This window comes from Streptomyces sp. NPDC001843 (assembly GCF_042891955.1).
Lineage (GTDB): Bacteria > Actinomycetota > Actinomycetes > Streptomycetales > Streptomycetaceae > Streptomyces.
The window spans coordinates 261,479-285,005 of the sequence record NZ_JBIATQ010000011.1 but is presented as its reverse complement, the minus strand read 5'-3'; the positions used below and the strand labels follow the sequence as shown (position 1 = coordinate 285,005).

At 68.5% G+C, this 23,527-nt stretch carries 14 protein-coding genes and 3 pseudogenes; 9 read left to right on the top strand and 8 right to left on the bottom strand.

Annotated elements, in window-relative coordinates; genetic code table 11:
* Nucleotides 1-75: 75 nt before the first annotated feature.
* Complete coding sequence (locus ACFYZQ_RS27450) at nt 76-225, bottom strand: hypothetical protein (RefSeq protein WP_389152928.1); 150 nt, start codon at nt 223-225, stop codon at nt 76-78.
* A gap of 259 nt (nt 226-484) precedes the next feature.
* Between ACFYZQ_RS27450 and ACFYZQ_RS27445 the strand changes: the two are divergent.
* The 6 genes and pseudogenes from ACFYZQ_RS27445 to ACFYZQ_RS27420 form a co-directional block, all read left to right on the top strand.
* A pseudogene (locus ACFYZQ_RS27445) lies at nt 485-3,401 on the top strand (glycoside hydrolase family 48 protein).
* A gap of 280 nt (nt 3,402-3,681) precedes the next feature.
* Nucleotides 3,682-4,818 (top strand): cellulose binding domain-containing protein, encoded by a 1,137-nt coding sequence (locus ACFYZQ_RS27440; RefSeq protein ID WP_389152925.1) that lies wholly within the window; start codon nt 3,682-3,684, stop codon nt 4,816-4,818.
* Between the two features lie 274 nt (nt 4,819-5,092).
* Nucleotides 5,093-6,115 carry a LacI family DNA-binding transcriptional regulator gene (locus ACFYZQ_RS27435; protein WP_389152922.1) on the top strand — a complete coding sequence of 341 codons (1,023 nt, stop codon included), beginning with the start codon at nt 5,093-5,095 and terminating at the stop codon, nt 6,113-6,115.
* A 177-nt stretch (nt 6,116-6,292) separates the two neighbouring features.
* A complete protein-coding gene (locus ACFYZQ_RS27430) occupies nt 6,293-7,255 on the top strand; it encodes an expansin EXLX1 family cellulose-binding protein (RefSeq protein ID WP_389152919.1) in 963 nt (320 codons plus the stop codon).
* A gap of 953 nt (nt 7,256-8,208) precedes the next feature.
* The gene (locus ACFYZQ_RS27425) at nt 8,209-11,571 is read left to right on the top strand and encodes a discoidin domain-containing protein (protein WP_389152916.1); all 3,363 of its coding nucleotides are present in this window, start codon (nt 8,209-8,211) and stop codon (nt 11,569-11,571) included.
* Nucleotides 11,570-11,686, top strand: a pseudogene (locus tag ACFYZQ_RS27420) (TetR/AcrR family transcriptional regulator C-terminal ligand-binding domain-containing protein); the annotation flags it as partial. The gene ACFYZQ_RS27425 and the pseudogene ACFYZQ_RS27420, both read left to right, overlap by 2 nt.
* Here ACFYZQ_RS27420 and ACFYZQ_RS27415 read toward each other — a convergent pair.
* The 3 genes and pseudogenes from ACFYZQ_RS27415 to ACFYZQ_RS27405 all read right to left on the bottom strand — a co-directional run.
* Nucleotides 11,685-12,056: pseudogene (locus ACFYZQ_RS27415) on the bottom strand (helix-turn-helix domain-containing protein); the annotation flags it as partial. The pseudogenes ACFYZQ_RS27420 and ACFYZQ_RS27415 sit on opposite strands and share 2 nt — an antisense overlap.
* A 393-nt stretch (nt 12,057-12,449) precedes the next feature.
* Nucleotides 12,450-13,841 carry an amidase gene (locus ACFYZQ_RS27410; RefSeq protein ID WP_389152913.1) on the bottom strand — a complete coding sequence of 464 codons (1,392 nt, stop codon included), beginning with the start codon at nt 13,839-13,841 and terminating at the stop codon, nt 12,450-12,452.
* Nucleotides 13,828-14,037 carry a hypothetical protein gene (locus ACFYZQ_RS27405; RefSeq protein WP_389152910.1) on the bottom strand — a complete coding sequence of 70 codons (210 nt, stop codon included), beginning with the start codon at nt 14,035-14,037 and terminating at the stop codon, nt 13,828-13,830. Before ACFYZQ_RS27405 ends, ACFYZQ_RS27410 begins: the two co-directional genes overlap by 14 nt.
* Nucleotides 14,038-14,170: 133 nt before the next feature.
* On the opposite strand from ACFYZQ_RS27405, the gene ACFYZQ_RS27400 reads away from it, so the two are divergent.
* The 3 genes from ACFYZQ_RS27400 (at nt 14,171) to ACFYZQ_RS27390 (ending at nt 17,539) form a co-directional block, all read left to right on the top strand.
* Nucleotides 14,171-15,436, top strand: a complete 1,266-nt coding sequence (locus ACFYZQ_RS27400; RefSeq protein ID WP_389152907.1) for an MFS transporter — start codon at nt 14,171-14,173, stop codon at nt 15,434-15,436.
* A 24-nt stretch (nt 15,437-15,460) separates the two neighbouring features.
* Entirely contained in the window at nt 15,461-16,387 is a 927-nt protein-coding gene (locus ACFYZQ_RS27395) for an MBL fold metallo-hydrolase (RefSeq protein WP_389152904.1), read from the top strand.
* Between the two features lie 900 nt (nt 16,388-17,287).
* Nucleotides 17,288-17,539, top strand: a complete 252-nt coding sequence (locus ACFYZQ_RS27390; protein WP_389153113.1) for a cold shock domain-containing protein — start codon at nt 17,288-17,290, stop codon at nt 17,537-17,539.
* 365 nt (nt 17,540-17,904) lie between these two features.
* Here the strand turns inward: ACFYZQ_RS27390 and ACFYZQ_RS27385 are convergent, their stop codons facing one another.
* The 4 genes from ACFYZQ_RS27385 to rfbA form a co-directional block, all read right to left on the bottom strand.
* Complete coding sequence (locus tag ACFYZQ_RS27385; RefSeq protein ID WP_389152901.1) at nt 17,905-20,016, bottom strand: type IIA DNA topoisomerase subunit B; 2,112 nt, start codon at nt 20,014-20,016, stop codon at nt 17,905-17,907.
* A gap of 79 nt (nt 20,017-20,095) precedes the next feature.
* Entirely contained in the window at nt 20,096-22,129 is a 2,034-nt protein-coding gene (gene gyrB, locus ACFYZQ_RS27380) for a novobiocin-resistant DNA topoisomerase (ATP-hydrolyzing) subunit B (RefSeq protein WP_389152898.1), read from the bottom strand.
* A 312-nt stretch (nt 22,130-22,441) separates the two neighbouring features.
* Complete coding sequence (locus ACFYZQ_RS27375) at nt 22,442-22,615, bottom strand: hypothetical protein (RefSeq protein ID WP_389152895.1); 174 nt, start codon at nt 22,613-22,615, stop codon at nt 22,442-22,444.
* Entirely contained in the window at nt 22,612-23,502 is an 891-nt protein-coding gene (gene rfbA / locus ACFYZQ_RS27370) for a glucose-1-phosphate thymidylyltransferase RfbA (RefSeq protein WP_389152892.1), read from the bottom strand. The genes ACFYZQ_RS27375 and rfbA overlap by 4 nt, the downstream gene beginning before the upstream one ends.
* Nucleotides 23,503-23,527: the final 25 nt, after the last annotated feature.

The window sequence follows — 23,527 nt, the reverse complement described above, 5'->3', positions numbered from 1 at the left end:
AGCCGTCGGCAAGAACCGACGGCGCGCCGCCAACTACCGGGTTCGAGCTGGGTGTTGCTCATCGACACGGCTCCTTCAGCCGTGGTCCCACTGCCCGGCGGACGGCGCTTTCCGCCCTGCGGCGGTGCGTTGCTCCCGGAGCCGGATCATGGGAACCACCGCTGTGGCGACGAGCGTGTCGGCGCGTGCGGTGACGAGGAGAAAGGAACGTGGAGGGTGTCGCATGAGCGACTCCTCGCAGTGTGGCGCGCCGTGTCCGGCACGTCGACTGACGGGAACCGCTCCCACTGGTGCGAAGGAAGGTAGCGCCAAGTGGCGCGGTTGCCCAGAGGAAGGGCTGAACTTCCTTTGAACTAAACCCTTTCGTGTGTTCGATTCTTCAAGCTCCTTGACCGTTGCCGTCCCCATCCCCATCATGGGAGCGCTCCCACTGGCCAAGACTTGTGCTTCTCCGTGCTTTGAGCCGCTTGGAGGAAACCAGTTCATGGATCCCGGACACAAACGCAGAACTGTTCGGCGGGCGTTGACCGCCGCGGCAGCCGTCTTGACCCTGCCCCTGTCGATGCTGGCCACGGGTGCGACGACCGCGCGTGCGGCGGGCGTTCAATGCAGCGTGGACTACAAGACGAACGACTGGGGCTCCGGCTTCACCACGGACGTGACCATCACCAACCGCGGTACGGACACCATCGACGGCTGGACGCTGACGTACGGCTACACGGGCAACCAGAAGCTGATGAACGGCTGGAACGGCACCTGGTCCCAGTCCGGCCAGAACATCAGCGTCAAGGACGCCGGCTACAACGGCAAGATCGCCGCGGGCGCGTCCGCCTCTACCGGCGCCCAGTTCACCTACAGCGGCGCCAACGCGGCGCCCACGTCCCTTTCGGTCAACGGCACCGTCTGCAACGGGGCCCACCAGCCGCCGATCACCGTGCTGACCAGCCCCGCCGCGGGCGCCGTCTACACCCAGGGCGAGGCGGTACCGCTCGCGGCCACGGCCGCCGCCGCGGACAACGCGTCGATCAGCAAGGTGGAGTTCTACGACGACACCAAACTGCTGGGCACGGACACGACAGCGCCGTACACGCTCTCCGCCTCAAGCTTGACCGTGGGCAGTCATTCCCTGCTGGCGAAGGCGTACGACAGCCTGGGCGCCTCCGCGGAGTCCACACCGGTCGGCATCATGGTCGCCTCGGGCCCCTCTGTGGTCGCCACACCCTCCCAACTGGGGGTCCAGCAGGGCCAAGACGGGCACGTACGAAGTGAAGCTGTCGAAGCAGCCGAGCGCGAACGTGACGGTGACGACAGCTCGCGCGAGCGGGAACTCAGGCCTGTCGGTGACCGGTGGCGCTTCGCTCACCTTCACGCCGTCGAACTGGAACACCGCCCAGAAGGTGACCATCACCGCCGACTCCTCCGGAACCGGGGCGGCGACCTTCGAATCGACGGCCCCCGGGCAGGCCAAGGCCTCGGTCACCGTGACGCAGCTGGGAGCGACGAAGGCGTACGACGCCCGTTTCCTGGAGCTGTACGGCAAGATCACGAACCCGGCGAACGGCTATTTCTCCCCCGAGGGCATCCCCTACCACTCGGTGGAGACGCTGATCGTCGAGGCGCCGGACCAGGGCCACGAGACCACGTCGGAGGCGTACAGCTATCTCCTGTGGCTGCAGGCGATGTACGGCAAGGTGACGGGTGACTGGTCGAAGTTCAACGGCGCCTGGGATCTGATGGAGAAGTACATGATCCCGACGCACGCCGACCAGCCGACCAACTCCTTCTACAACGCCTCCAAGCCGGCTACCTACGCGCCCGAGCTGGACACCCCCAACGAGTACCCGGCGAAACTCGACTCGTCGGTCGCGTCCGGTTCGGACCCGATCGCCGGCGAGCTGAAGTCGGCGTACGGCACGGACGACATCTACGGCATGCACTGGCTTGAGGATGTCGACAACGTCTACGGCTTCGGCAACGCGCCGGGCAAGTGCGAGGCCGGGCCGACGGACACGGGGCCGTCGTACATCAACACCTTCCAACGCGGTGTGCAGGAGTCGGTGTGGGAGACGGTGCCGCAGCCGACCTGTGACGCCTTCAAGTACGGCGGGAAGAACGGGTACCTGGACCTGTTCACCGGTGACGCGTCGTACGCCAAGCAGTGGAAGTTCACGGACGCCCCGGACGCCGACGCGCGTGCGGTGCAGGCCGCGTACTGGGCCGACGTCTGGGCCAAGCAGCAGGGCAAGGGCTCCGAGGTCTCCACGACCGTGGGCAAGGCCGCGAAGATGGGCGACTACCTGCGCTACGCCATGTACGACAAGTACTTCAAGAAGATCGGCAACTGCGTCGGCTCATCGGCGTGCCCGGCGGGTACCGGCAAGGACGCCTCGCACTACCTGCTGTCCTGGTACTACGCCTGGGGCGGCGCGACCGACACCTCGGCGGGCTGGGCCTGGCGCATCGGCTCCAGCCACGCGCACGGCGGTTACCAGAACCCTCTCGCGGCCTACGCGCTGAGCTCCTACGCGGATCTGAAGCCGAAGTCGGCGACGGGACAGGCGGACTGGGCCAAGTCCCTCGGCCGGCAGCTGGAGTTCTACCGCTGGCTCCAGTCAGACGAAGGTGCGATCGCGGGCGGTGCGACGAACAGCTGGGCGGGCCGCTACGCCACTCCCCCGGCCGGCACGTCGACCTTCTACGGCATGTACTACGACCAGCAGCCCGTCTACCACGACCCGCCGTCCAACCAGTGGTTCGGCTTCCAGGCGTGGTCGATGGAGCGGGTGGCCGAGCTGTATCAGCAGACGGGGAACGCGCAGGCCAAGGCGGTCCTCGACAAGTGGGTGAAGTGGGCGCTGTCCAAGACCACGATCAACCCGGACGGCACCTACCAGATCCCGTCGACCCTTCAGTGGTCGGGCCAGCCCGACACCTGGAACGCGTCAAGTCCCGGCGCCAACAGCGGACTTCACGTCACCGTCGCCGACTACACCAACGACGTCGGCGTGGCCGCCGCGTACGCCAAGACGCTGAGCTACTACGCCGCCAAGTCGGGCGACACGGCGGCGAAGACGACGGCCAAGGCACTCCTGGACGGCATGTGGAACAACTACCAGGACAGCCTCGGGATCGCGGTGCCGGAGAACCGGGCGGACTACAACCGGTTCGGTGACAGCGTCTACATCCCCAGCAGCTTCAGTGGCGCGATGCCGAACGGGGACGCGATCAACTCCTCCTCGACCTTCGCCTCGCTGCGGTCCTTCTACAAGAGCGACCCGGCCTGGTCGAAGATCGAGGCCTATCTGAAGGGCGGCGCGGTGCCGTCGTTCACGTACCACCGGTTCTGGGCCCAGGCGGACATCGCCCTGGCCATGGGTTCGTACGCGGAACTCCTCGAGTAGCCCCCCGCTGAGACCGCGTGCGCGACCCCGTCACCCGGCGACGGGGTCACCGGCCGGGCGGCCCCTCCCCCTTGGGGCCGCCCGGTGCCTGGGCCCGACATCCGTCGAGCCCCATTCCGACCCGCACCACCGACCGCTTCAGGAATCACCTCAAGACACCAGAGCCGACCTCCTTGTCAGGAACATGATCCTCTCCTACAGTCCCAGCGAGCTCGCTTTGGGAGCGCTCCCAATTCCATGCAGAAGCCCTAGCTCCCCCCAACCGCCGCGGAGGACCCGCATGCAACCGTCACGTCACCAAGTCCGCAGGATGCGCGCGCTCTGCGGTGCGCTGCTGACCACGCTCGTCGCGCTGGCCGCGCTGCTCACCGGCGCTACGGCCTCTCAGGCCGACACGACGATCTGCGAGGAGTTCGGCAGCACCACGATCCAGGGCCGTTACGTCGTACAGAACAACCGCTGGGGCACGAGCGCCTCCCAGTGCATCTCCGTCACGAACTCGGGCTTCAGGATCACCCAGGCCGACGGCTCGGTCCCGACGAACGGGGCCCCGAAGTCGTACCCGTCCGTGTACAACGGCTGCCACTACACCAACTGCTCGCCGGGCACGAACCTCCCGGCCAAGCTCAGCTCCATCGCGAGCGCGCCCTCGGGCATCTCCTACAGCTACGTGAGCGGTGCGGCCTATGACGCCGCCTACGACATCTGGCTGGACCCGACACCCCGCACCGACGGCGTGAACCGCACCGAGATCATGATCTGGTTCAACCGCGTGGGATCCGTGCAGCCGGTGGGCTCGCCCGTCGGTTCCGCCACGGTGGCCGGACGCCAGTGGCAGGTGTGGTCGGGCAACAACGGCACCAACGACGTCCTGTCCTTCGTCGCCCCGTCGGCGATCGACAGCTGGAACTTCGACGTGATGGACTTCGTCCGGCAGGCCGTCTCCCGCGGACTCGCGCAGGACAGCTGGTACCTGACGAGCGTTCAGGCGGGTTTCGAGCCCTGGCAGAACGGCGCGGGCCTGGCCGTGAACTCCTTCTCCTCCACGGTGAACCTCGGGGGCAGCACCCCTGGCGGCCCCGGCACCCCCAGCGGTCCCGCCGCATGCAAGGTGGCCTACGGCACGAGCGTCTGGCAGGACGGCTTCACTGCCGACGTCACCGTGACCAACACCGGCTCCTCCCCGGTCAACGGCTGGAACCTCGCGTTCACGCTGCCCTCCGGTCAGAGGATCACCAACGCCTGGAATGCCACTGTCTCGTCGTCGACGGGGGCCATAACGGCCACGAACGCCGCGCACAACGGGTCCATCACACCAGGCGGACAGGTCTCCTTCGGGTTCCAAGGCACCTACAGTGGCAGCTTCGTCAAGCCGGCCGCCTTCAGCCTCAACGGAACGTCCTGCACCATCGCGTAACCCACGGGAGGGTTCTTCCGTCCGGGCTCGCCCAACCGCCCACATGCCGACAGGGCGGGCCTCGCTCCTCCCCTCCCTCCCGGAGCCCCTCCCCCTCCGGAGCTCCTCCGCTCCCGGAGCTCCTCGCCGTATCCGACGAAGAGCGCAGAGCAGACACTCCGCAACAAGCAGCAACCCCACATCCCCTTGGCTGACACGGCACGGGTTCCGCGCGGAAGGCGTGTGCCCGGTTCTTCCGGCCCGTAAGATCGGCTATCTCATGGGGGAGGTGGTCATGGGCACGCGACGCCCCGGCACGCCGACGCTGGAAGAGGTGGCCGCGCACGCAGGGGTGGGCCGGGGCACCGTCTCCCGCGTCATCAACAACGCGGCAGGCGTGAAGGCATCGACGCGCCGAGCCGTGCAGCAAGCCATCGAGGAACTGGGGTACGTCCCCAATCTCGCGGCCCGCTCCCTGGCCGGCCAGCGAAGCAATGCCGTCGCTCTCGTCCTGACCGAACCCGACTGGAGAGTGTTCGCGGAGCCCTTCTTCTCCGAGATCGTCCGTTCCCTCGGCGACGCGCTGGCGGACTTCGGGATGCAGCTGATGCTGACCCTGGTCCGCTCGGACGCCGATCGGAAGCGCTTCTTGGAATACGCGCGCGGCAGCCGAGTTGACGGAGTCCTGCTGCTGTCCGTGCGCGCCGGGGACCGGCTGCCGGACATGCTTGCCGAGGCGCGGTTGCCGACGGTGATGCTGGGTCGCCGCTCGGGCGACGAGTACGTCAGTTACGTGGACGCGGACAACGTGGGGGGCGCCCGCAGCGCCGTCTCCCACCTGGTCTCGCGGGGCCGCGCGACGATCGCCACCATCACCGGCCCACTGGACATGGACGCCGCCCAGTGCCGACTCCGCGGCTATCAGGACGCTCTGGCACTGGCCGGCCTGAACAGCGAGAAGTCCCTGGTGGCCGAAGGCGACTTCACCCAGGACAGCGGACGCCGCGCCATGACCGAACTACTCGCACGGCACCCGGAGATCGACGGCGTTCTCGCCGCGTCGGACACCACGGCCGCAGGGGCTCTCCAGGCGTTGCGCGGGGCAGGACGACGCGTGCCGCGGGACGTCGCCGTGATCGGCTTCGACGACTTCCCCCTGGCCCAGCGCACAAGGCCGCGGCTCACGACGGTGCGTCAACCGCTGGAGGAGATGGGCCGGGCCATGATCCGGCTGCTCCTGGAGGACATGGAGGAGCCGTCGGTGGCCTATCGCCATGTCATTCTCCGTACGGAGCTGGTCGTCCGCGAGTCGACCTGAGCCACACAGGCTGCCTGCACCGGACTTGACCGTCCGGTCTCGGAAGCGCTCCCGGTCTTCAGGCTCCCTCCTGCGCCCGACAGACGACCCTTGGGCCACGCAAAGTCGTCGGCAACCTTTTCGCTGTGGACGGCCACTGACCAGTGCACCATCGGCTCGATCCTGAACGGACAGGTAATGGCGACAACGAGGCAGGTCGCGCGGCAGCGCAGGCACAGACGCAGACTCGTACTGGGCGCCGCGGCGGCGCTGACCGCAGCGGGCGTTCTCGCCTACCTGGTCATGGCTCTGCTCCCCGGCCACAAGGTCGATGCAGGGCCGGCCGCGGCCTCCCCCCTGGTCACCACCCAACCGAAAGCCGCCGGCACCGCCGGCACCGCGTCTCCCAGCGCGACGCCCAGCCCGTCGTCGAGCCCGAGCGCAAGCGGCTCCGCCAGCCCGAAGACCACGGCCACACCCAAGGCCGCGAAGTCCCCGTCCAAGGGCGCCCAGAAGTCCTCGCGCGGGTCCACCACACCCCCATCGGCAGGGCGAATCCGGCCCCATACCCTGTATCAGGGCGTCGCCACCGCCTACCAGGCGGGTGCCGGGGACGGGGCCTGTCTGTTCGGTCCCAGTCCGGACATGATGATCGCGGCGATGAACACCACCGACTACGAAACCTCCAGAGCCTGCGGCGCTTACGTCCTCGTCCGCGCGGCCAACGGCAAGTCCGTCACGGTGCGGATCACCAACGAATGCCCCCTGCCCTGCGCACCCGGGCAGATCGACCTCAGCCAACAGGCCTTCGCCGAACTCGCCGACCTCAAGGTCGGCCGACTCCCCATCACCTGGAGCCTGGTGAGCCCCAGCTCCCTCGGCACGATGTCGATCAGGTACAAGACCGGATCCAGCGCCTACTGGTGCGGCATCCAGGTCGTCGGCCACCGCAACCCGGTCGTAAGGCTCGAGGTCAGCACCGGGAACGGCTGGCGCCAGTTGCCCCGTACCAGCTTCAACTACTTCATCTCCGCCGACGGCAACGGCTGCGGCAAGGCGATCAGAGTCACCGACATCTACGGCGAACAACTGACCGTCAGCGGACTCGCGGTGCTGCCGAACGTCCTGCAATCGACGCGGGTCCAGTTCGCCCGGCACTGACCCGTGTGAGCACCGCCCGGCACTGAGGCAAGCGCGGGTATTGAGGCGCCGACGGCTCCAGACATCGGGCCACCCGCGTTCCTCCTAGCTGGATTCCCGGGGTTCGTCCATGTCTTGCTCTCTGCTGGACGGTGAGGACGCCCCGGGCCGGCTCACGACGGGCAGTCTCCTGATTCACCACCCTGACGAACAGGGTGCGGCGCTTCGTGAAAGGTGAGGTTCAGGCCGGAGGTCGGCCCGGCAGCGTGGTAGCCCGGCAGGCGTCGATGCCCACAACAACCCCGTCGGCCGCGCCTGAGGCCGCTGGGACATCATCGTGTCCTCACGGCGCGACTGCGTCCAAGGGCTCGCCACCCAGGGTGCGGTTCGCCGGCATCGTAAGGTTCACGGTCACGGCCGCTCCGGGCGCTCAGTGCACGTACTTTGAGGCTGCCGACATCGCTCACACCCGGCCAGCCAAGTCCGGTTCACCCGTCGGCGATCTTCGTCTCGAAGCCGAACGACCGGCCCTGGAAGCCGGAAGCCTCGGCTCGGCCGGGTTCTCCCGCGCCAGCTGTACCTGCGCCCCATCCATCTGTTCCACCACGTCGATCCAGGAGGGCGCTCGCGGGGTCGCCACCCCAACCCTTACCTCTGCGATTTCATCCGGGACGCTACCGCAGGGGTTGTTCAATCAGCCTCGCCACCCTCCCCCAACAGCGGTTACGCATGTCGTCGCACAAGCAGGACCGACTCCGGCGATATCGGCAGTCGTGCGCTCGGCCATCTCGGCAACTGAAGAGACAGTCACTGCACGGGCCTTGACACCGTCTCGCGCGGCGGCAAAGAATTCCCGCTGCAAACACCGAAATGAAACGATTCAAACTCAACGTCCCCGCGACCGCACTCTCTTCCCGGTCGTCGAAATGCTTCCTCATCCGTAGCCCCACCGCACATCGACGGCAGGAGCCCTCATGTCCTCTGTAACGCGTCGGTCCGCCTTGCGCTCGGCCATAGCCGTGGCGCTCGCGTCCACTCTCGGCTCAGCGCTCCTGCCGGGACTCGCTGCCCCGGCGTCGGCCGCCGTTTCCTGGACCGCGAGGTGGATCTGGGCTCCGTCCAGCTCGACGAACCAGTGGGTGGCGTTCCGCAGATCGTTCACTGTGAGCACCGCTCCGTCGAAGGCGGTGACGCAGATCGCGGCGGACTCCAAGTACTGGCTGTGGGTCAACGGCACGCTCGTTGTCTTCGACGGTCAGCTCAAGCGCGGCCCCAACCGGACCGGCACCTACTACGACGAGATCGACTTGGCGCCGTACCTCACGAGCGGTCGCAACACGGTGGCGCTGCTGGTGTGGTATTTCGGCAAGCAGGGCTTCTCGCACAGCAGCAGCGGCAGCGGCGGTCTGCTGTTCCAGTCCGACATCACCACCGGTTCCACCACCACCCGGGTCGTCAGCGACACCAACTGGAAGCACACCGTCCACCCGGGCTACTCCAACAACACCACCGGCACGCAGGTCAACTTCCGCCTGCCCGAGTCGAACGTTTACTACGACGCCCGCAACGCCACCGCCATGACCGCCTGGGAGTCGGCCGGCTTCGACGACAGCTCGTGGAGCGCCCCCACGGACTTCGGAGCCGCAGGTACCGCGCCCTGGAACGATCTCGTCCGGCGGCCGGTCCCGCAGTTCCGGTACTCGGGCCTGAGGTCCTACGGCAACGCGTCGTCGCTGCCGTCCACGGGTCAGGGCGCCACCGCCATCACTGCCACCTTGCCCTCGAACCTCCAGGTCACGCCGTATCTGAAGGTGGACGCTCCGGCCGGCGCGGTGATCGGCATGCAGACCGACCACTACGCCGACGGCGACGGCCTGACCGGCTTGACACCCGGGGCGGAGAACAACATCCGCGCCACCTACGTCTGCATGGGCGGAGTCCAGGAGTTCGAGGCGCTGACCTGGATGAGCGGTACGGCGGTGAAGTACACGATCCCCGCCGGCGTCACCATTCTGGATCTGAAGTACCGGGAGTCAGGCTACGACACCGACTTCGCAGGATCGTTCAGCAGCAACGAGCCCTTCTTCGACGCCCTGTGGGGCAAGGCGGCGCGCACGATGTACGTCAACATGCGCGACAACTACATGGACTGCCCCACCCGCGAGCGCGCCCAGTGGTGGGGCGATGTGGTCAACCAGCTCAAAGAGGGCTTCTACACCTTCGACACCCGCTCCCACGCCCTCGGCGCCAAGGCCATCGCCCAGCTGACCGCCTGGCAGAAGCCCAGCGGCGTGCTCTACTCGCCGGTCCCGTCCACCATCTGGACCGCTGAACTGCCCGTCCAGATGCTCGCCTCGGTGTGGGCCTTCGGTACGTACCACCTCTACACGGGCAACTCCGACGCCGTCTCCGGCACCTACCCGGCGGTGAAGGCGTACCTGAACCTGTGGAGCCTGGACTCGGCCGGGCTGGTCAGCCACCGCGCCGGGGACTGGGACTGGGAGGACTGGGGCAGCAACATCGATGCCCGCGTCCTGGACAACTGCTGGTACTACCTGGCCCTCGGCACGGCCGTCACGCTGGCCGGCCTCAGCGGCAACAGCGGCGACGTCGCCGCATGGCAGGCCAAGCGCGACAGCATCAAGGCCAGCTTCGACCGGGTCCTGTGGGACACCTCCAGGAACGAGTACCGCTCACCCGGCTACACCGGCGACACCGATGACCGCGCCAACGGCCTCGCCGTCGTCGCCGGCCTCGCGGCCGCCTCCCGCTACCGGGCGATCACCGATGTCCTGCGCACCCACCTCAACGCCAGCCCCTACATGGAGTTCTACGTCCTCGAAGCGCTCTACCTCATGGGAGCGGCCACCATCGCCGAGGAGCGGATGCGCAACCGCTACGCCGCCCAGGTCGCCGACCCCACCTGCTACACACTGTGGGAGGTATGGGACAAGTCCGGTGGCACCGACAATCACGCCTGGAACGGCGGTCCCCTGTACACCCTGTCCGCCTATGCCGCCGGCGTCCGTCCCACCAAGCCCGGCTGGGAGACGTACGACGTCATTCCGCAGACCGGCACCCTCACGAAGATCAACACCGTCACGCCGACCGTCAAGGGCGACATCCGCTTCGGCATCACGCGCGACGGCGACCAGGTCACCCTGACCCTCACCTCCCCTGGTGCGACGACCGCGCGGGTGGGTGTCCCGACGTACCGCGGCTCCTCACCGGTCATCAAGACCAGCGGAACCACGGTTTTCACAGGCGGCGCCTCCACCGGCAGCGTCTCGGGCCTCAGCTACGCGAGCAAGGACTCCTCGTACGTCTACTTCACCCTCCAACCGGGCAACTGGACGTTCACGGTCACCGGCGCCGGCCGCCTCGACAACGTCGCCCTGGGCCGGCCCGTCACCAGCAACAGCAGCCTGGAGAACAGCGACTGGGGCAAGAACCGGCTCACCGACGGCAAGCTCACCAGCATGGCCGGCACCCAGGGCTACACCAGCATCGACTTCCCCTCCCCCGACGTCAGCGCGAACCCCGTCTGGGTAGAGATCGACCTCGGCACCGACACCGACCTCGACGCCGTACGGCTCTTCCCACGTACCGACACCCCGGCTGTCGGCGGCGGCACGGCGGGCTTCCCCGTGGACTTCACGATCCAGACCCGACCCGACGGATCCAGCACCTACACCACCGTTCGCACGGTCACCGCCGAGCCCAACCCGGGCAAGCTCGTGCAGACGTACGGCTTCAAGACCACGACCGCCCGCTACGTGCGCCTGCAGGCCACCAAGCTCGGTATCCCTCCCATCGACGAGACAACCAAGTACCGCCTCCAGCTCGCCGAACTCACCGTCCCCACCGCCGCGACCGCCGTCACCGCCAACTACACCCTGGAGAACGGCGACTGGGGCAAGACACGGCTCCTGGACGGCGCCCTCACCAGCGTGACCGGTGCCAGGGGCTTCACCAGCATCGACTTTTCCTCGGCCGACGTCAGCGCCACTCCGGTGTGGATAGAGATCGACCTCGGCGCCGACCGGGCGATCAACTCCGTCACCCTCCACCCCCGCACGGACACCAGCGCAGCCGGCGGCGGCACAGCCGGCTTCCCCGTCGACTTCACCATCCAGACCCGACCCGACGGATCCAGCACCTACACCACCGCCCGCACCATCACCGCCGAACCCAACCCGGGCGGAGCCGCTCAGACCTACACCCTCACTTCCGCGACAGGCCGCTATGTGCGCCTGAAAGCCTCGAAGCTCGGCAAGCCCGCCTCGGACGAGAGCACCCGGTACCGCTTGCAGCTCGCCGAGATCCGTATCAAGTGACGTCATCCTCACCCGTGCGACAGAACGCGGGGAGAAGACGCCGGACGTCGAGACGGTCATCGACGGCGTCGTCGCCCCGCTGATGTACCGCATGCTCTTCCGCCCAGACGGGGTTCGGCGGCGTAGGCCGAGCACTGGCCGGCGTTGCTGCCGTCCGGGTCGCCGAGCAGGGCGTCACGGATGTAGGCGCGGCCGGCGGGGGAGGACATCTCGTCGAGGAACTGCTCGGCCCAGGCCGTCAGGTCGGGTGGCAGGGCACCGTGGTCCCCGGGCGCGGTCTCGGGCCGCAGACGCTCGACCGCCACGTCCGACAACAGCTCCTGCAGATCCCGCCAGCGGCGGTAGATCGTCGACGGTGTCACGCCCGCGCGCTGGGCGATCATCGGTACCGTCAGGGCGTCGCGGCCCACCTCCGAGGCGAGTTCGCGCACGGCGGCGTGCACCGATGCCTGGACCCGGGCGCTGCGCCCACCAGGGCGTACCATCTGCCTGCTCATGGGACCCGCCTCAAAGCGAAATCATTGCGTCTAGTGACCCGCTGGGCCACCGTTCGACGGCCTCTCTCGCCGCGAGTCGTGTGGTTCAGCGCCGCCTCGGTGCACGCCCGCAGGGAGGAGACCTTCATGGCGCGGGCGTGATCCGTCCCCTCGTGCGCACAAAAGACGTCGTCCAGGCGCTGGGCTGGTCGTCCTTCCGCGCTGCGGGATGCGCGGTGCGGTATGTCCGCTCCATCAGCCTCGGCGCCGTCACCGCTCGGGCGCTTTCGGGGAATGTCCGCGCAGGCTGCGTCGTCGAGAGCGGGTGAGTGTCCGACGGCTGCGGCAGAGCCGTCGGACACTCACCCTGCCCATGCGATGCTGCCGGGTCCCGCCCTTCGTTCACGCCGCGTGTGCGAGGTCGGGGGCGGGCTGGGTCTGCTCGTAGGCGTGGCCGACCCGTAGGAGCACGCTCTCCTGGAGCGGTCGCCCGAGCAGCTGCATGCCGATCGGCAGCCCGGCCGTGTCGTGGCCGACCGGCATGGACAGGGACGGTACTCCGGTGATGTTGGCGGGGGACGACAGGCGCACGTAGGCGTCGGAGACGCCCTCGACGGTGCCGTCGGCCCAGGTGATCGCCTCCTGGCCTGCCTTGACGGCCGTCGCCGGGACGGTGGGGGCGGCGATCACGTCGACCTCCGTGAGCATGCGGGCCCATTCCTGCCGCATGAGGGTGCGGGAGCGCTGGGCGCGCAGGTAGTCTCCGGCGGGCATCAGTTCGCCGGCCTCGAGGAGGACGCGGACGTCGTCCTGGTAGAGCTCGGGGACCGTGCGCAGGGTGCCCGCGTGGTAGGCGGTGGCCTCGGGCACCATCAGACCCCAATGGGTGGCCTGGATGTAGCGCGTCATGGGGATCTCCACCTCGACGAGGCGTGCGCCGAGCGCCTGAAGCTGGTCGATGGCACGCCGGACGGCGACTTCGACCTCGGGGGCGACGTGGTCGAAGTAGTAGGTGCGCGGCACGCCGACCCGCAGCCCGGTCAGGTCCGTACCCGCATCCGGCCGGTAGTCCGTGGCGGGTGTGGTCAGGGAGGCGGGGTCGCGGGGGTCTTGCCCGGCCAGGGCGGCCAGGACCAGGGCCGCGTCCTCGACCGTGCGGGCGATCGGGCCGACGTGGTCCAGTGACCAGGACAGGGACGTGACACCGTGCCGGGGGACGAGCCCGTAGGTCGGCTTGAGGCCGACGACCCCGTTGAGCGCGGCGGGCACCCTGATGGATCCGCCGGTGTCGGTGCCCAGGGCGAAGGTGGCCATGCCCGCGGCGACGGCAACGGCGGACCCGCCGCTGGATCCGCCGGCAACCCGGCCTGTGTCCCAGGCGTTGTGGGTCTGTGGGGTGGTCAGGCCATAGGCGAACTCATGCGTGTGCGTCTTGCCCAGCAGGACCGCACCGGCCTCCGCCAGGCGCGCGGCGACCGCGCTGTCGGTCTGCGCACTGTGGTCGCCGCGGACCCGGGAGCTGGCCGTTGTCGCCACGCCCGCGACGTCGATCAGATCTTTGACGCCCATGGGGATGCCGTGCAGCGGACCGAGGTAGCGGCCGGCCGCGATGTCGTGTTCGGCTGCACGCGCGGCAGTGCGGGTGCGCTCGGCGGTGACGGTGACGTAGGCCCGAAGGCGCGGCTCCGCCTGTGCGATGCGCTCAAGGACCGAGTCCGCCAGCTCGACGGGGGACAGCTGCCGTGCCCGGATCGCTTCGGCGGCTGCGGTCAGGGACAGCTCATGCGGCTGCATCGGGCTTCTCCTGTTCCGCGCGGTAGGCGGGGGCGGGCGGGGTGTCCCCGAAGTCCAGCTCCCGCAGGACCGCGACGACGGAGTGGATGTGGTGGGCGGTGGCCGCGACCGCGGCGTGGCGGTCGGCAGGCAGCGGGAGCCCGGCGCGGGCGGCCCAGCGGGCCGCTTCCGGCGGGGTGAGCTCTACGGCGTACATGGATCTCTCTCTTCTCGGGCCGAAGCGGCGAAGCGCCCACTTCAGCTACAAAAGCTAAGCATTTGCGTTAGTCCACCGTAGGGCCTACGGTCGCTTAAAGCAAACGAATTGCTTTTAGTGCATGAGGAGTCCCATGCCCACCGTCACACCCCGAGCTCCCGCGCCACGCCGTCCCTACCAAGCCGCCCGCTCCCGCACGGCCAACCGCGCGGCGCCCTTCGTCCTGAACGCCTCGGTCCTGGCCGCACTCCTCGCGGCATCCAGTGCACCCACCCCGCTCTACCCCCATTACCAGGACGCCTGGCACCTGTCCGCGCTCGCCATCACCGTGGCGTTCAGCGCCTGCGCTCTGGCCCTGCTGCTGGCCCTGCTCACCACCGGAGCACTCTCCGACCACCTGGGACGACGCCCCGTCCTGGTGGGCGCCCTGGCGGTGGAGGCCGCCTCCATGGTGCTGCTGGCCTCGGCGGACGGCGCCGGTGCGCTGATCGCCGGCCGCGTCCTGCAGGGGGCGGCCACCGGCGCGGCCGCCAGCGCCGCGGGCGCGGCCCTCCTCGACCTGGAAAACCCCCGGCGTCCGGGCCGGTCCGCCCTGACCAACAGCATCGCACCGGTGGCGGGCATGGCCGCCGGCGTCCTGACCTCCACCCTTTTCATCCGTTTCGTGCCCGCCCCCACGGTCACCGTGTATGTAGTGCTGGCGGTCCTCTTCGCCGCCCAGGCGGTCGCGGTCATGTTCACGACGGAGACGGCCCGCCCGCACCCCGGCGCCCTGGGTTCGCTGCGCCCTGAGCTCGCCGTGCCCCCGTCGGCGCGTCGCGCTCTGCTGGCGGCCGGTACCGGTGTCGTCGCCGTCTGGGCCCTGGGCGGTTTCTACTCCGCCCTCGGGCCGGCGCTCGTGCGCCTGGTGGCCCCCGGTGCCCCGCTCGCGGCCGGCGGCATGGTCTTCTTCACGCTGACCGCCGCGGCCACGCTCACCGTGTGGATTCTGCGGCGCATGGCGCCGTACGCCGCCGCCACCGGCGGGAGCCTGGCCGTCGTTCCCGCCGCGGCCCTGCCGCTGAGCGGTCTGCACGGCGCCGGCCTGCCCGCCGTCTACGGCGGCGCGGCTCTGGCCGGGATCGCCTTCGGCGCCGTCTCCCAAGGGGCGCTGCGCATGACACTCGCCTCCCTCGACGCGCAGGACCGCGCCGCGCCCCTGGCCGCCTACTACGTCCTCAGCTACCTCTCCATGAGCCTGCCCGCCATCGCCGCGGGCGCCGCCACCCAGCACTATGGGCTGCGCACCGCCGCCCATGCCTATGCCATCGCCGCCACCCTGCTCGCCGTCGCGGCCCTGGCCGCACTCACCGTGTCAAGGGGCAGGACAGTCCACCACGCGCACAACGACCTTCCGTAACAAGACCCAGAGGACAGAACGATCATGAGCACTGCCCACCACAACCACCCGGCCACCGACCTGACCGCCGCCCCCTCCTGGACCGTGGGCGACGTCACCGTCCACCGCATCGACGAGGTTCTCCTGCCGCCCACCACCGGGCCCTGGCTGCTGCCCGACGCCAGCCCGGACCTCGTCGCCGCGCAAGACTGGCTGCGCCCCCACTTCGCCGACGACGAGGGCACCCTCCGCATCGACAGCCACAGCTTCGCGTTCACCCTCGGCGGCCTGCGCATCCTGGTCGACACCGGCATCGGCAACGGCAAGGAACGGGCCAACCCCGCCTGGCACGACCTGGACACCGACTACCTTCGGGACCTCACCGCCGCCGGATTCCCCCCGGACTCGGTCGACCTGGTGATCCTCACCCACCTGCACGCCGACCACGTCGGCTGGAACACACGGGAGGTGGACGGTGATTGGGTGCCCACCTTCCCCCACGCCCGTTACCTGACCTCCCGCACCGAGCGGGAGTTCTGGGCCGGGTACGACATGGACGAGGCACGCGAGCAGATGTTCCGCGACTCCGTGATCCCGGTCGAGGAGGCGGGACTGCTCGACCTCGTCGACGTCCCCGCCGAGGGCATCGACGTCGCCCCCGGCCTGCGCCTGCTCCCCACCCCCGGCCACACCCCCGGCCACGTCGCCGTCGAGCTGACCAGCCACGGCCGGACGGCACTGATCACCGGCGACTGCATCCACCACCCCGTCCAGCTCGCCCACCCGGCCATCGGTTCCTGCGTCGACATCGACCCAGAGCAGTCCGAGACCTCGCGCCGGACACTGCTCGCCTCACTCGCCGACACGGACACCCTCGTCCTGGGCACCCACTTCGCACCGCCCACGGCCGGCCGCGTCGTTTCCCATGAGGGCGGCTACCGACTCTCGCCCGTCCCCGCCAGCTCGCACTGACCCGGCGACGGTCCGGGCGGTGTCCATCAGGGGAGCGTTATCCGCTTGTCGAGTGGCGCGTCTTCGCGGTGCCTCGGCTCGGCCGGGCAGGCGTCGAGCAGGTCGCCGGTGGCTCGACCGTCGCCCGCGCGCAGCACCACGCGGTAGGCCAGGTCACCGTCCTGGGCCTGCAGCTGCTGGTATGCGCGCTGCGCCTGCTGCTCCAGCGTCAGTACCTCGGACGGCAGGCGCCCGTTCAGGCCCAGCTCGTCCCGGTCCGCTTGCGTACGCGAGGCACCTGTCCCCGCCGCTCGTTGATATCGAGCCGGTTCGTCGGATCACGACACACGCTTGGCCTCAAGACCATCGGGGATCCTTCAACGCCCACGACAAGGATCGCTTGGAGAATTACCTGCACCGTGCCGTCTGCAGGGAGGTTGTCCACGGGCAGCTCAGGTCGCCAACACGACGAACTGGGTGAAGGCGCACTGCGAAAGGGAAGCTCGGGGAATGTCCGGCTCGCATTCAGTCGCGGCAGCTCGTGTGGCAGGTTGTGTTCAGCAGCCGGCCTCGTCCAGCCACTCAGTGACGACGCCGGCAGTCTGTCGGCTCAGCTTGGGGCCGACTGCGGCTGCGTCACGCCGCCGGGCGCGCGGATCGATGTCCGCGGCGAGGAGAGCCTCGGCGTGGCCCATGAGCCAGTGTTCGATGTCACGGGGATCGGTTTCCAGGTGGAATTGGAGCCCGAGGATATGGGCTCCAACGGCGAACGCCTGGTGCGGGCATCGCGAGGTGGCAGGCGCCGGCGGGCAGTGCGAAGCAGTCGTTGTACCAGTGCAGGACGGGAACATCGGCGAGGGGACGCAGGGCTGCAGTCATGTCTGGGCCCCGAGACAGATTCCCATCGTGGGTCTCCGCGTGGTGAGCCGTACGCGAACTCGGGGGGGGGCGGAAGCTTGGGGTTCTCGCTCATCTGGCACCGTGAAGTGGTTCAACGCGGAAAAGCGCTTCGGCTACATCGAGCAGGAGGGCGGCGGCGCTGACGTGTTCGCCCACTACTCGAACATCATCAGCAACGGAGGCTTCCGCGAGCTTCAGGAAGGCCAGAAGGTTAGCTTCGACGTCACGCAGGGCCAGAAGGGCCCGCAGGCCGAGAACATCGTTCCCGCCTGACGCTGACGCGAATCGTCGCGAGCCACTGGTTCGCGCATCATGTGGCTGGGCCCGTGCTCTTGGAGTACGGGCCCCACCTCATTGATTTTACCGTTCACGAATTTTCCGGGCCGCCGGCCGTCCCCGCTCCAGCGCCACGAGGCCCAGCCCTTTTTCTTCGGCTCGTTCTTGCGATTCCTCGTGCGGTCATCACTGCTGGACGGAATTCCCCGATACGCCGCATCGAGGCAGGTTCTTCCGGGAGTACGCCGCCGGTAAGGTGGCCGACGTACAGCTCACCGAGGCACTCACACCCCCGGCCGCGGTCTTGGCGGTTCGTCGGCGGAGGAACCCCGAGCTTCTCGGGATCCACGACGGAGTCGAGCTCAGATGTCGATCCTGGACCGGTCCAGCGTGGCAGCGGAGCCGGTGATGAACTCCTTGCGGGGAGCCACGTCGTTGCCCATCAGCAGGTCGAACACGCCTTCCGCGGCCTCCAGGTCGGAGAGGTTGATGCGGCGCAGGGTGCGGTGGCGCGGGTCCATCGTGGTCTCGGCCAGCTGGTCGGCGTCCATCTCACCCAGCCCCTTGTAGCGCTGGATCGAGTCCTTGTACCGGATGCCCTTGCTCTGGAACTCCATGAGCTTGTCGCGCAGCTCGCGGTCGGAGTAGGTGTACACGTACTTGTCCTGGCCACGCTTGGGCTGGACGAGTTCGATGCGGTGCAGCGGCGGCACCGCGGCGAAGACCCGGCCGGCCTCGACCATGGGCCGCATGTAGCGCTGGAACAGCGTGAGCAGCAGACACCGGATGTGGGAGCCGTCCACATCGGCGTCGGTCATCATGATGATCTTGCCGTACCGGGCCTGATCGATGTCGAAGGTGCGGCCCGAACCCGCTCCTACGACCTGGATGATCGCACCGCATTCGGCATTCTTCAGCATGTCGGTCACGGAGGAACGCTGCACGTTGAGGATCTTGCCTCGGATCGGCAGCAGGGCCTGGAACTCGGAGTTCCGGGCGAGCTTCGCCGTACCGAGCGCGGAGTCGCCCTCGACGATGAACAGTTCGCTGCGGTCCACGTCGTCGCTGCGGCAGTCGGCGAGCTTGGCGGGCAGCGAAGAGGACTCCAGGGCCGTCTTCCGGCGCTGGGCGTCCTTGTGCTGGCGGGCAGCGATGCGCGTACGGGCGGCGGCGACCGCCTTCTCCAGGACCACCCGGGCCTGGGCGGCGGCGTCGCGCTTGGTGGAGGTCAGGAACGCCTTGAGTTCCTTGCTGACCACGTTGTTCACGATGCGACGGGCCGCCGAGGTACCGAGGACTTCCTTGGTCTGGCCCTCGAACTGCGGTTCGGCGAGGCGGACCGTGACGACCGCGGTGAGGCCCTCGAGGGCGTCGTCTTTGGCGATGTCGTCCTCGGCGACGCGCAGCAGCTTCTTGGCGCGCAGCACCTCGTTCATCGTCTTGGTGACGGCCTGCTCGAAGCCGGCGACGTGGGTGCCCCCCTTGGGGGTGGCGATGATGTTGACGAAGGATCGCACCGTGGTGTCGTATCCGGTGCCCCAGCGCAGCGCGACGTCCACGCCGAGCTCGCGGGTGACCTCGGTGGGAGTCATCTGGCCGTGCTCGTCCAGGACCGGGACCGTCTCCTTGAAGGCGCCCTGTCCGCTGAAACGGAGGATGTCGCAGACCGGCCTGTCGTCCGCCAGGTACTCGCAGAACTCGCTGATGCCGCCGTCGAAGCGGAACGACTCCTCACCTTTGCTGCCGCCCTCACCGAGGCCGTACTCGTCGCGCACGACGATGGTCAACCCGGGGACCAGGAACGCGGTCTGGCGGGCACGCTGGTGCAGGTTCTCCAGGGAGAGCTTGGCGTCCTTGAGGAAAATCTCGCGGTCGGCCCAGTACCGCACGCGCGTGCCGGTCCGCGACTTGGGGATTTCGGTGCTCCGGTGCAGTCCCTGGGCGGGGGTGAAGGGGGCGTCGGGTCCGGGGCCGGTGTAGGTGCCGGGTGTGCCGCGGCGGAAGCTGATGGTGTGAGTGCGGCCGTGGCGGTCGACCTCGATGTCCAGCCGGGCGGACAGCGCGTTGACCACGGAGGCGCCGACGCCGTGCAGGCCACCGGAGGCGGTGTAGGAGCCGCCGCCGAATTTTCCACCGGCGTGGAGTTTGGTGTAGGCGATCTCGACTCCGGACAGGCCGGTGCGGGGTTCGGTGTCCACGGGGATGCCGCGGCCGTTGTCGGTGACTTCCACGGAGCCGTCGTCGTGGAGGATGACCTCGATGTGGTCGCAGGCGCCGGCCAGGGCCTCGTCCACGGAGTTGTCGATGATCTCCCACAGGCAGTGCATCAGACCGCGGCTGTCGCTGGATCCGATGTACATGCCCGGGCGCTTGCGCACGGCTTCGAGCCCTTCGAGCACCATCAGGTGCCTTGCGGTGTAGTCGGAGCCGTCCTGGGGGCGGCTGCCGACGGCCGGGGCGGGGAATGTACTCACGCAGTGCTCTCCTGAATAACAGAGGTAGCGATGGGGCTTTGGGTCACGCGCCCGAGAGGGGCGGGAGCAGTGCCCAGGGTCAGATGTCGAGGAAGCGGACGTCCTTGGCGTTGCGCTGGATGAAGTGACGGCGGGCTTCCACGTCCTCGCCCATCAGGACGGAGAAGAGGTCGTCGGCGAAAGCCGCGTCATCGAGGGTGACCTGTCCCAGGACCCGGTGGTCGGGGTCCATGGTGGTGACGCGCAGTTCCTCGGCGTTCATCTCGCCCAGACCCTTGAAGCGCTGGATGGAGTCGTCCCTGATCCGGCGGCCGTTCCGTCTGCCCCGTTCCAGGAGCGTGTTGCGTTCGCGGTCGGAGTAGGCGTATTCGACGTGGTCCCGACTCCACTTGATCTTGTACAGCGGCGGGCGGGAGAGGTGGACGTGCCCCTCCTCGACCAGTGGCCGCATGAAGCGGAACAGGAAGGTCAGCAGCAGGGTGTTGATGTGCTGACCGTCGACGTCCGCGTCCGCCATCAGAATGATTCTGTGGTAGCGGAGCTTGGCGATGTCGAAGTCCTCGTGCACACCCGTGCCGAACGCGGAGATGAGCGCCTGGATCTCCTGGTTCTGCAGAATTTTGTCGATCCGCGCCTTCTCGACGTTCAGAATCTTGCCGCGGATCGGGAGGATCGCCTGGTACTGCGGGTTGCGGCCGGCTTTGGCGGAGCCGCCGGCGGAGTCTCCTTCGACGATGAAGATCTCGGACATCGCCGGGTCGTTCGACTGGCAGTCGGACAGCTTGCCCGGCAGCGCCGCCGTTTCCAGCAGGCCCTTGCGACGGGTCAGGTCGCGCGCCTTGCGGGCCGCGACCCGGGCCGTGGCGGCCTGGACGGCCTTGCGCACGATGTCCGCCGCCTCGTTCGGGTTGCGGTCGAACCAGTCGGTCAGATGCTCGTGGACGATCTTCTGAACGAAGGTGCGCACCTCGGTGTTGCCGAGTTTGGTCTTGGTCTGGCCCTCGAACTGCGGTTCGCCGAGCTTGACCGAGATGATCGCGGTCAGGCCCTCGCGGATGTCCTCGCCGGAGAGGTTCGCGTCCTTCTCCCGCAGCAGCCTCTTCTCCCGCGCGTAGCGGTTGACCACAGTGGTCAGGGCCGTGCGGAAGCCCTCCTCGTGGGTGCCGCCCTCATGGGTGTGGATGGCGTTGGCGTAGGAGTACACGCTCTCGGTGTACTGGCCGTTCCACTGCAGGGCGATCTCGGCCGACAACAGCCGTTCCGTGTCCTCGGCGGCGATGGTGATGACCGAGGGATGGGTCGGCTCGCCCTTGCGGGCGTTGAGGTGGGCGACGAAGTCGGTGATGCCGCCGTCATAGCGGTAGGAGACCGTCTTCGCCGCCGGGTCCGAGTCGGCTTCGTCGGCCGCGGCCGTCGCGCGCGCGGAGGTCCGTTCGTCGGTGAGGGTCAGGGTGAGCCCACGATTGAGGAAGGCCATTTCCTGGAAACGCCTGGCCAGCGTCTCGAAGGAGTATTCAGTGGTCTCGAATATGTCGCCGTCCGCCCAGAACGTCAGCGAGGTGCCCGTCCGGGAGGTGGCCTCGTGGCGGGCCAGTGGGGTGATGGGAGCGCCGTCCCTGTAGTCCTGCGTCCACCGGTGGCCGTCGGTCCAGATCTCCGCCGACAGCCGGGTCGACAGGGCGTTGACCACCGACAGACCCACACCGTGCAGACCGCCGGAGACCGCGTACCCGCCGCCCCCGAACTTCCCGCCCGCGTGGAGCACGGTCAGCACCACCTCGACGGCCGGCCGCTTCTCCACCGGGTGCATCCCCACCGGGATGCCGCGGCCGTTGTCGACCACCCGCACCCCGCCGTCGGCGAGGACCGTCACGTCGATCCGGTCGGCCACCCCCGCGAGTGCCTCGTCCACGGAGTTGTCCACGAGCTCCTGCACCAGGTGGTGGAGCCCCCGCTCCCCCGTGGAGCCGATGTACATCCCGGGCCGCTTGCGTACGGCGTCCAGGCCGTCCAGAACAGTGATCGCGTTGGCGTCGTACGAGGCCGTCCCCACATGGCCGGGCTGCTGGGATCCGCGGGTGTCGGTGGCGGTGCGAGTGTCGTAAGTAGTCACAGACGCTCTCTTTCGGGCATAGCTGTCCGGCCGCTCCCGCACCGTGGTGCGGGAGCGGCCGGACAGCTGGGGGAGACACGGCACGGCAGCCCGAACAGGGCCCTGGGCACATCGGGCCTCGGGACGTCGCCGTTCGAGACGCTGCCGAGCGTACCGGAGACGCCCCTTGCCGACGGGATGAGAGCACCCCCGTACGCCGCCGTGCGACTCGCGCGCCACCTATGCCGATCCCCTCTGCCTTGCCCCACCGAAAATGCGGCAGAAGGTCACTCAGGTGGCTTGTTGGCGCCTTGTCGCATAGCGCCCGGGACACTATTTCCGGCTAACAGGTCCCAGGGCTTCGCCGAGCAGGAGCGTGTCCTGGTCACGGGCGGGGAGCAGCGGCGTCCCGCTGGGCTGGTCGATGGCCGACACATCGGCGAAGTGGATGCCGCGCACCACGCCGCGAACGGATACCGACGGATTGACGAGCGGGCGGAGTTTCACGACGACTGCAACTCCTTCAACTCCTGATCGGCGAGCAGGTCGAGGAGATACCGGCCGTAGCCGCTCTTCAGCAGCGGGCGGCTGAGTTCCCGCAACTGGTCGTCCCCGATGAGGCCGCAGCGCCAGGCGACCTCTTCCACGCAGCCGATCTTGAGGCCCTGCCGTTCTTCCACCACACGCACGTACTCCGATGCCTGGACCAAGGAGGTGAACGTTCCTGTGTCCAGCCAGGCGGTACCCCGCTCGAGCGCGGTGACCCGCAGCTGGCCCCACTTCAGATACGTTTCGTTGACGGCGGTGATCTCCAGTTCGCCACGCTGACTCGGCATCAGGCCGCGAGCGACCTCCAACACCCGGTTGTCGTAGAAGTACAGCCCCGGCACGGCGTACCGCGACTTGGGATGGGCCGGCTTCTCCTCTATGGAGACGGCAGTACCGGCCTCGTCGAACTCCACTACCGCGTAGGCCCTGGGGTCGGCTACGACGCAGGCGAAGATCCGTCCCCCGGCGGGATCGCTGTACTGACGCAGCCTGGCTCCCAGGCCCGCGCCATGGAAGACGTTGTCCCCGAGGACCAAGGCCACCGACTGGTCGCCGATGAACTCGGCACCCAGGACGAACGCCTGGGCGATACCCTCGGGCTTCTCCTGGACCGCGTACTCGAGACACAGGCCCAGTTGCGAGCCGTCGCCGAGGAGATGACGGAACTGACGCTGGTCCTCGGGGCGCGTGATCACCAGTATCTCCCGGATGCCGGCCATCATCAGCGTGGTCAGCGGGTAGTAGATCATCGGCTTGTCGAAGACCGGTATCAACTGCTTGGAAACGGCCCGGGTGACCGGCCACAGCCTGGAGCCGGTACCGCCCGCGAGAAGGATTCCCCTCAACCAGCCACCTCATCAGCAACCTGAC

What these genes read in the sequence shown, in the direction of transcription:
- ACFYZQ_RS27395 (WP_389152904.1), top strand. Translation starts at nt 15,461, where the DNA reads ATGAGCACTGCCCACCACAACCACCCGGCCACCGACCTGACCGCCGCC.
- ACFYZQ_RS27440 (WP_389152925.1), top strand. Translation starts at nt 3,682, where the DNA reads ATGCAACCGTCACGTCACCAAGTCCGCAGGATGCGCGCGCTCTGCGGT.
- ACFYZQ_RS27410 (WP_389152913.1), bottom strand. Translation starts at nt 13,841, where the DNA reads ATGCAGCCGCATGAGCTGTCCCTGACCGCAGCCGCCGAAGCGATCCGG.
- ACFYZQ_RS27430 (WP_389152919.1), top strand. Translation starts at nt 6,293, where the DNA reads ATGGCGACAACGAGGCAGGTCGCGCGGCAGCGCAGGCACAGACGCAGA.
- ACFYZQ_RS27400 (WP_389152907.1), top strand. Translation starts at nt 14,171, where the DNA reads ATGCCCACCGTCACACCCCGAGCTCCCGCGCCACGCCGTCCCTACCAA.
- ACFYZQ_RS27435 (WP_389152922.1), top strand. Translation starts at nt 5,093, where the DNA reads ATGGGCACGCGACGCCCCGGCACGCCGACGCTGGAAGAGGTGGCCGCG.
- ACFYZQ_RS27425 (WP_389152916.1), top strand. Translation starts at nt 8,209, where the DNA reads ATGTCCTCTGTAACGCGTCGGTCCGCCTTGCGCTCGGCCATAGCCGTG.
- ACFYZQ_RS27405 (WP_389152910.1), bottom strand. Translation starts at nt 14,037, where the DNA reads ATGTACGCCGTAGAGCTCACCCCGCCGGAAGCGGCCCGCTGGGCCGCC.
- ACFYZQ_RS27450 (WP_389152928.1), bottom strand. Translation starts at nt 225, where the DNA reads ATGCGACACCCTCCACGTTCCTTTCTCCTCGTCACCGCACGCGCCGAC.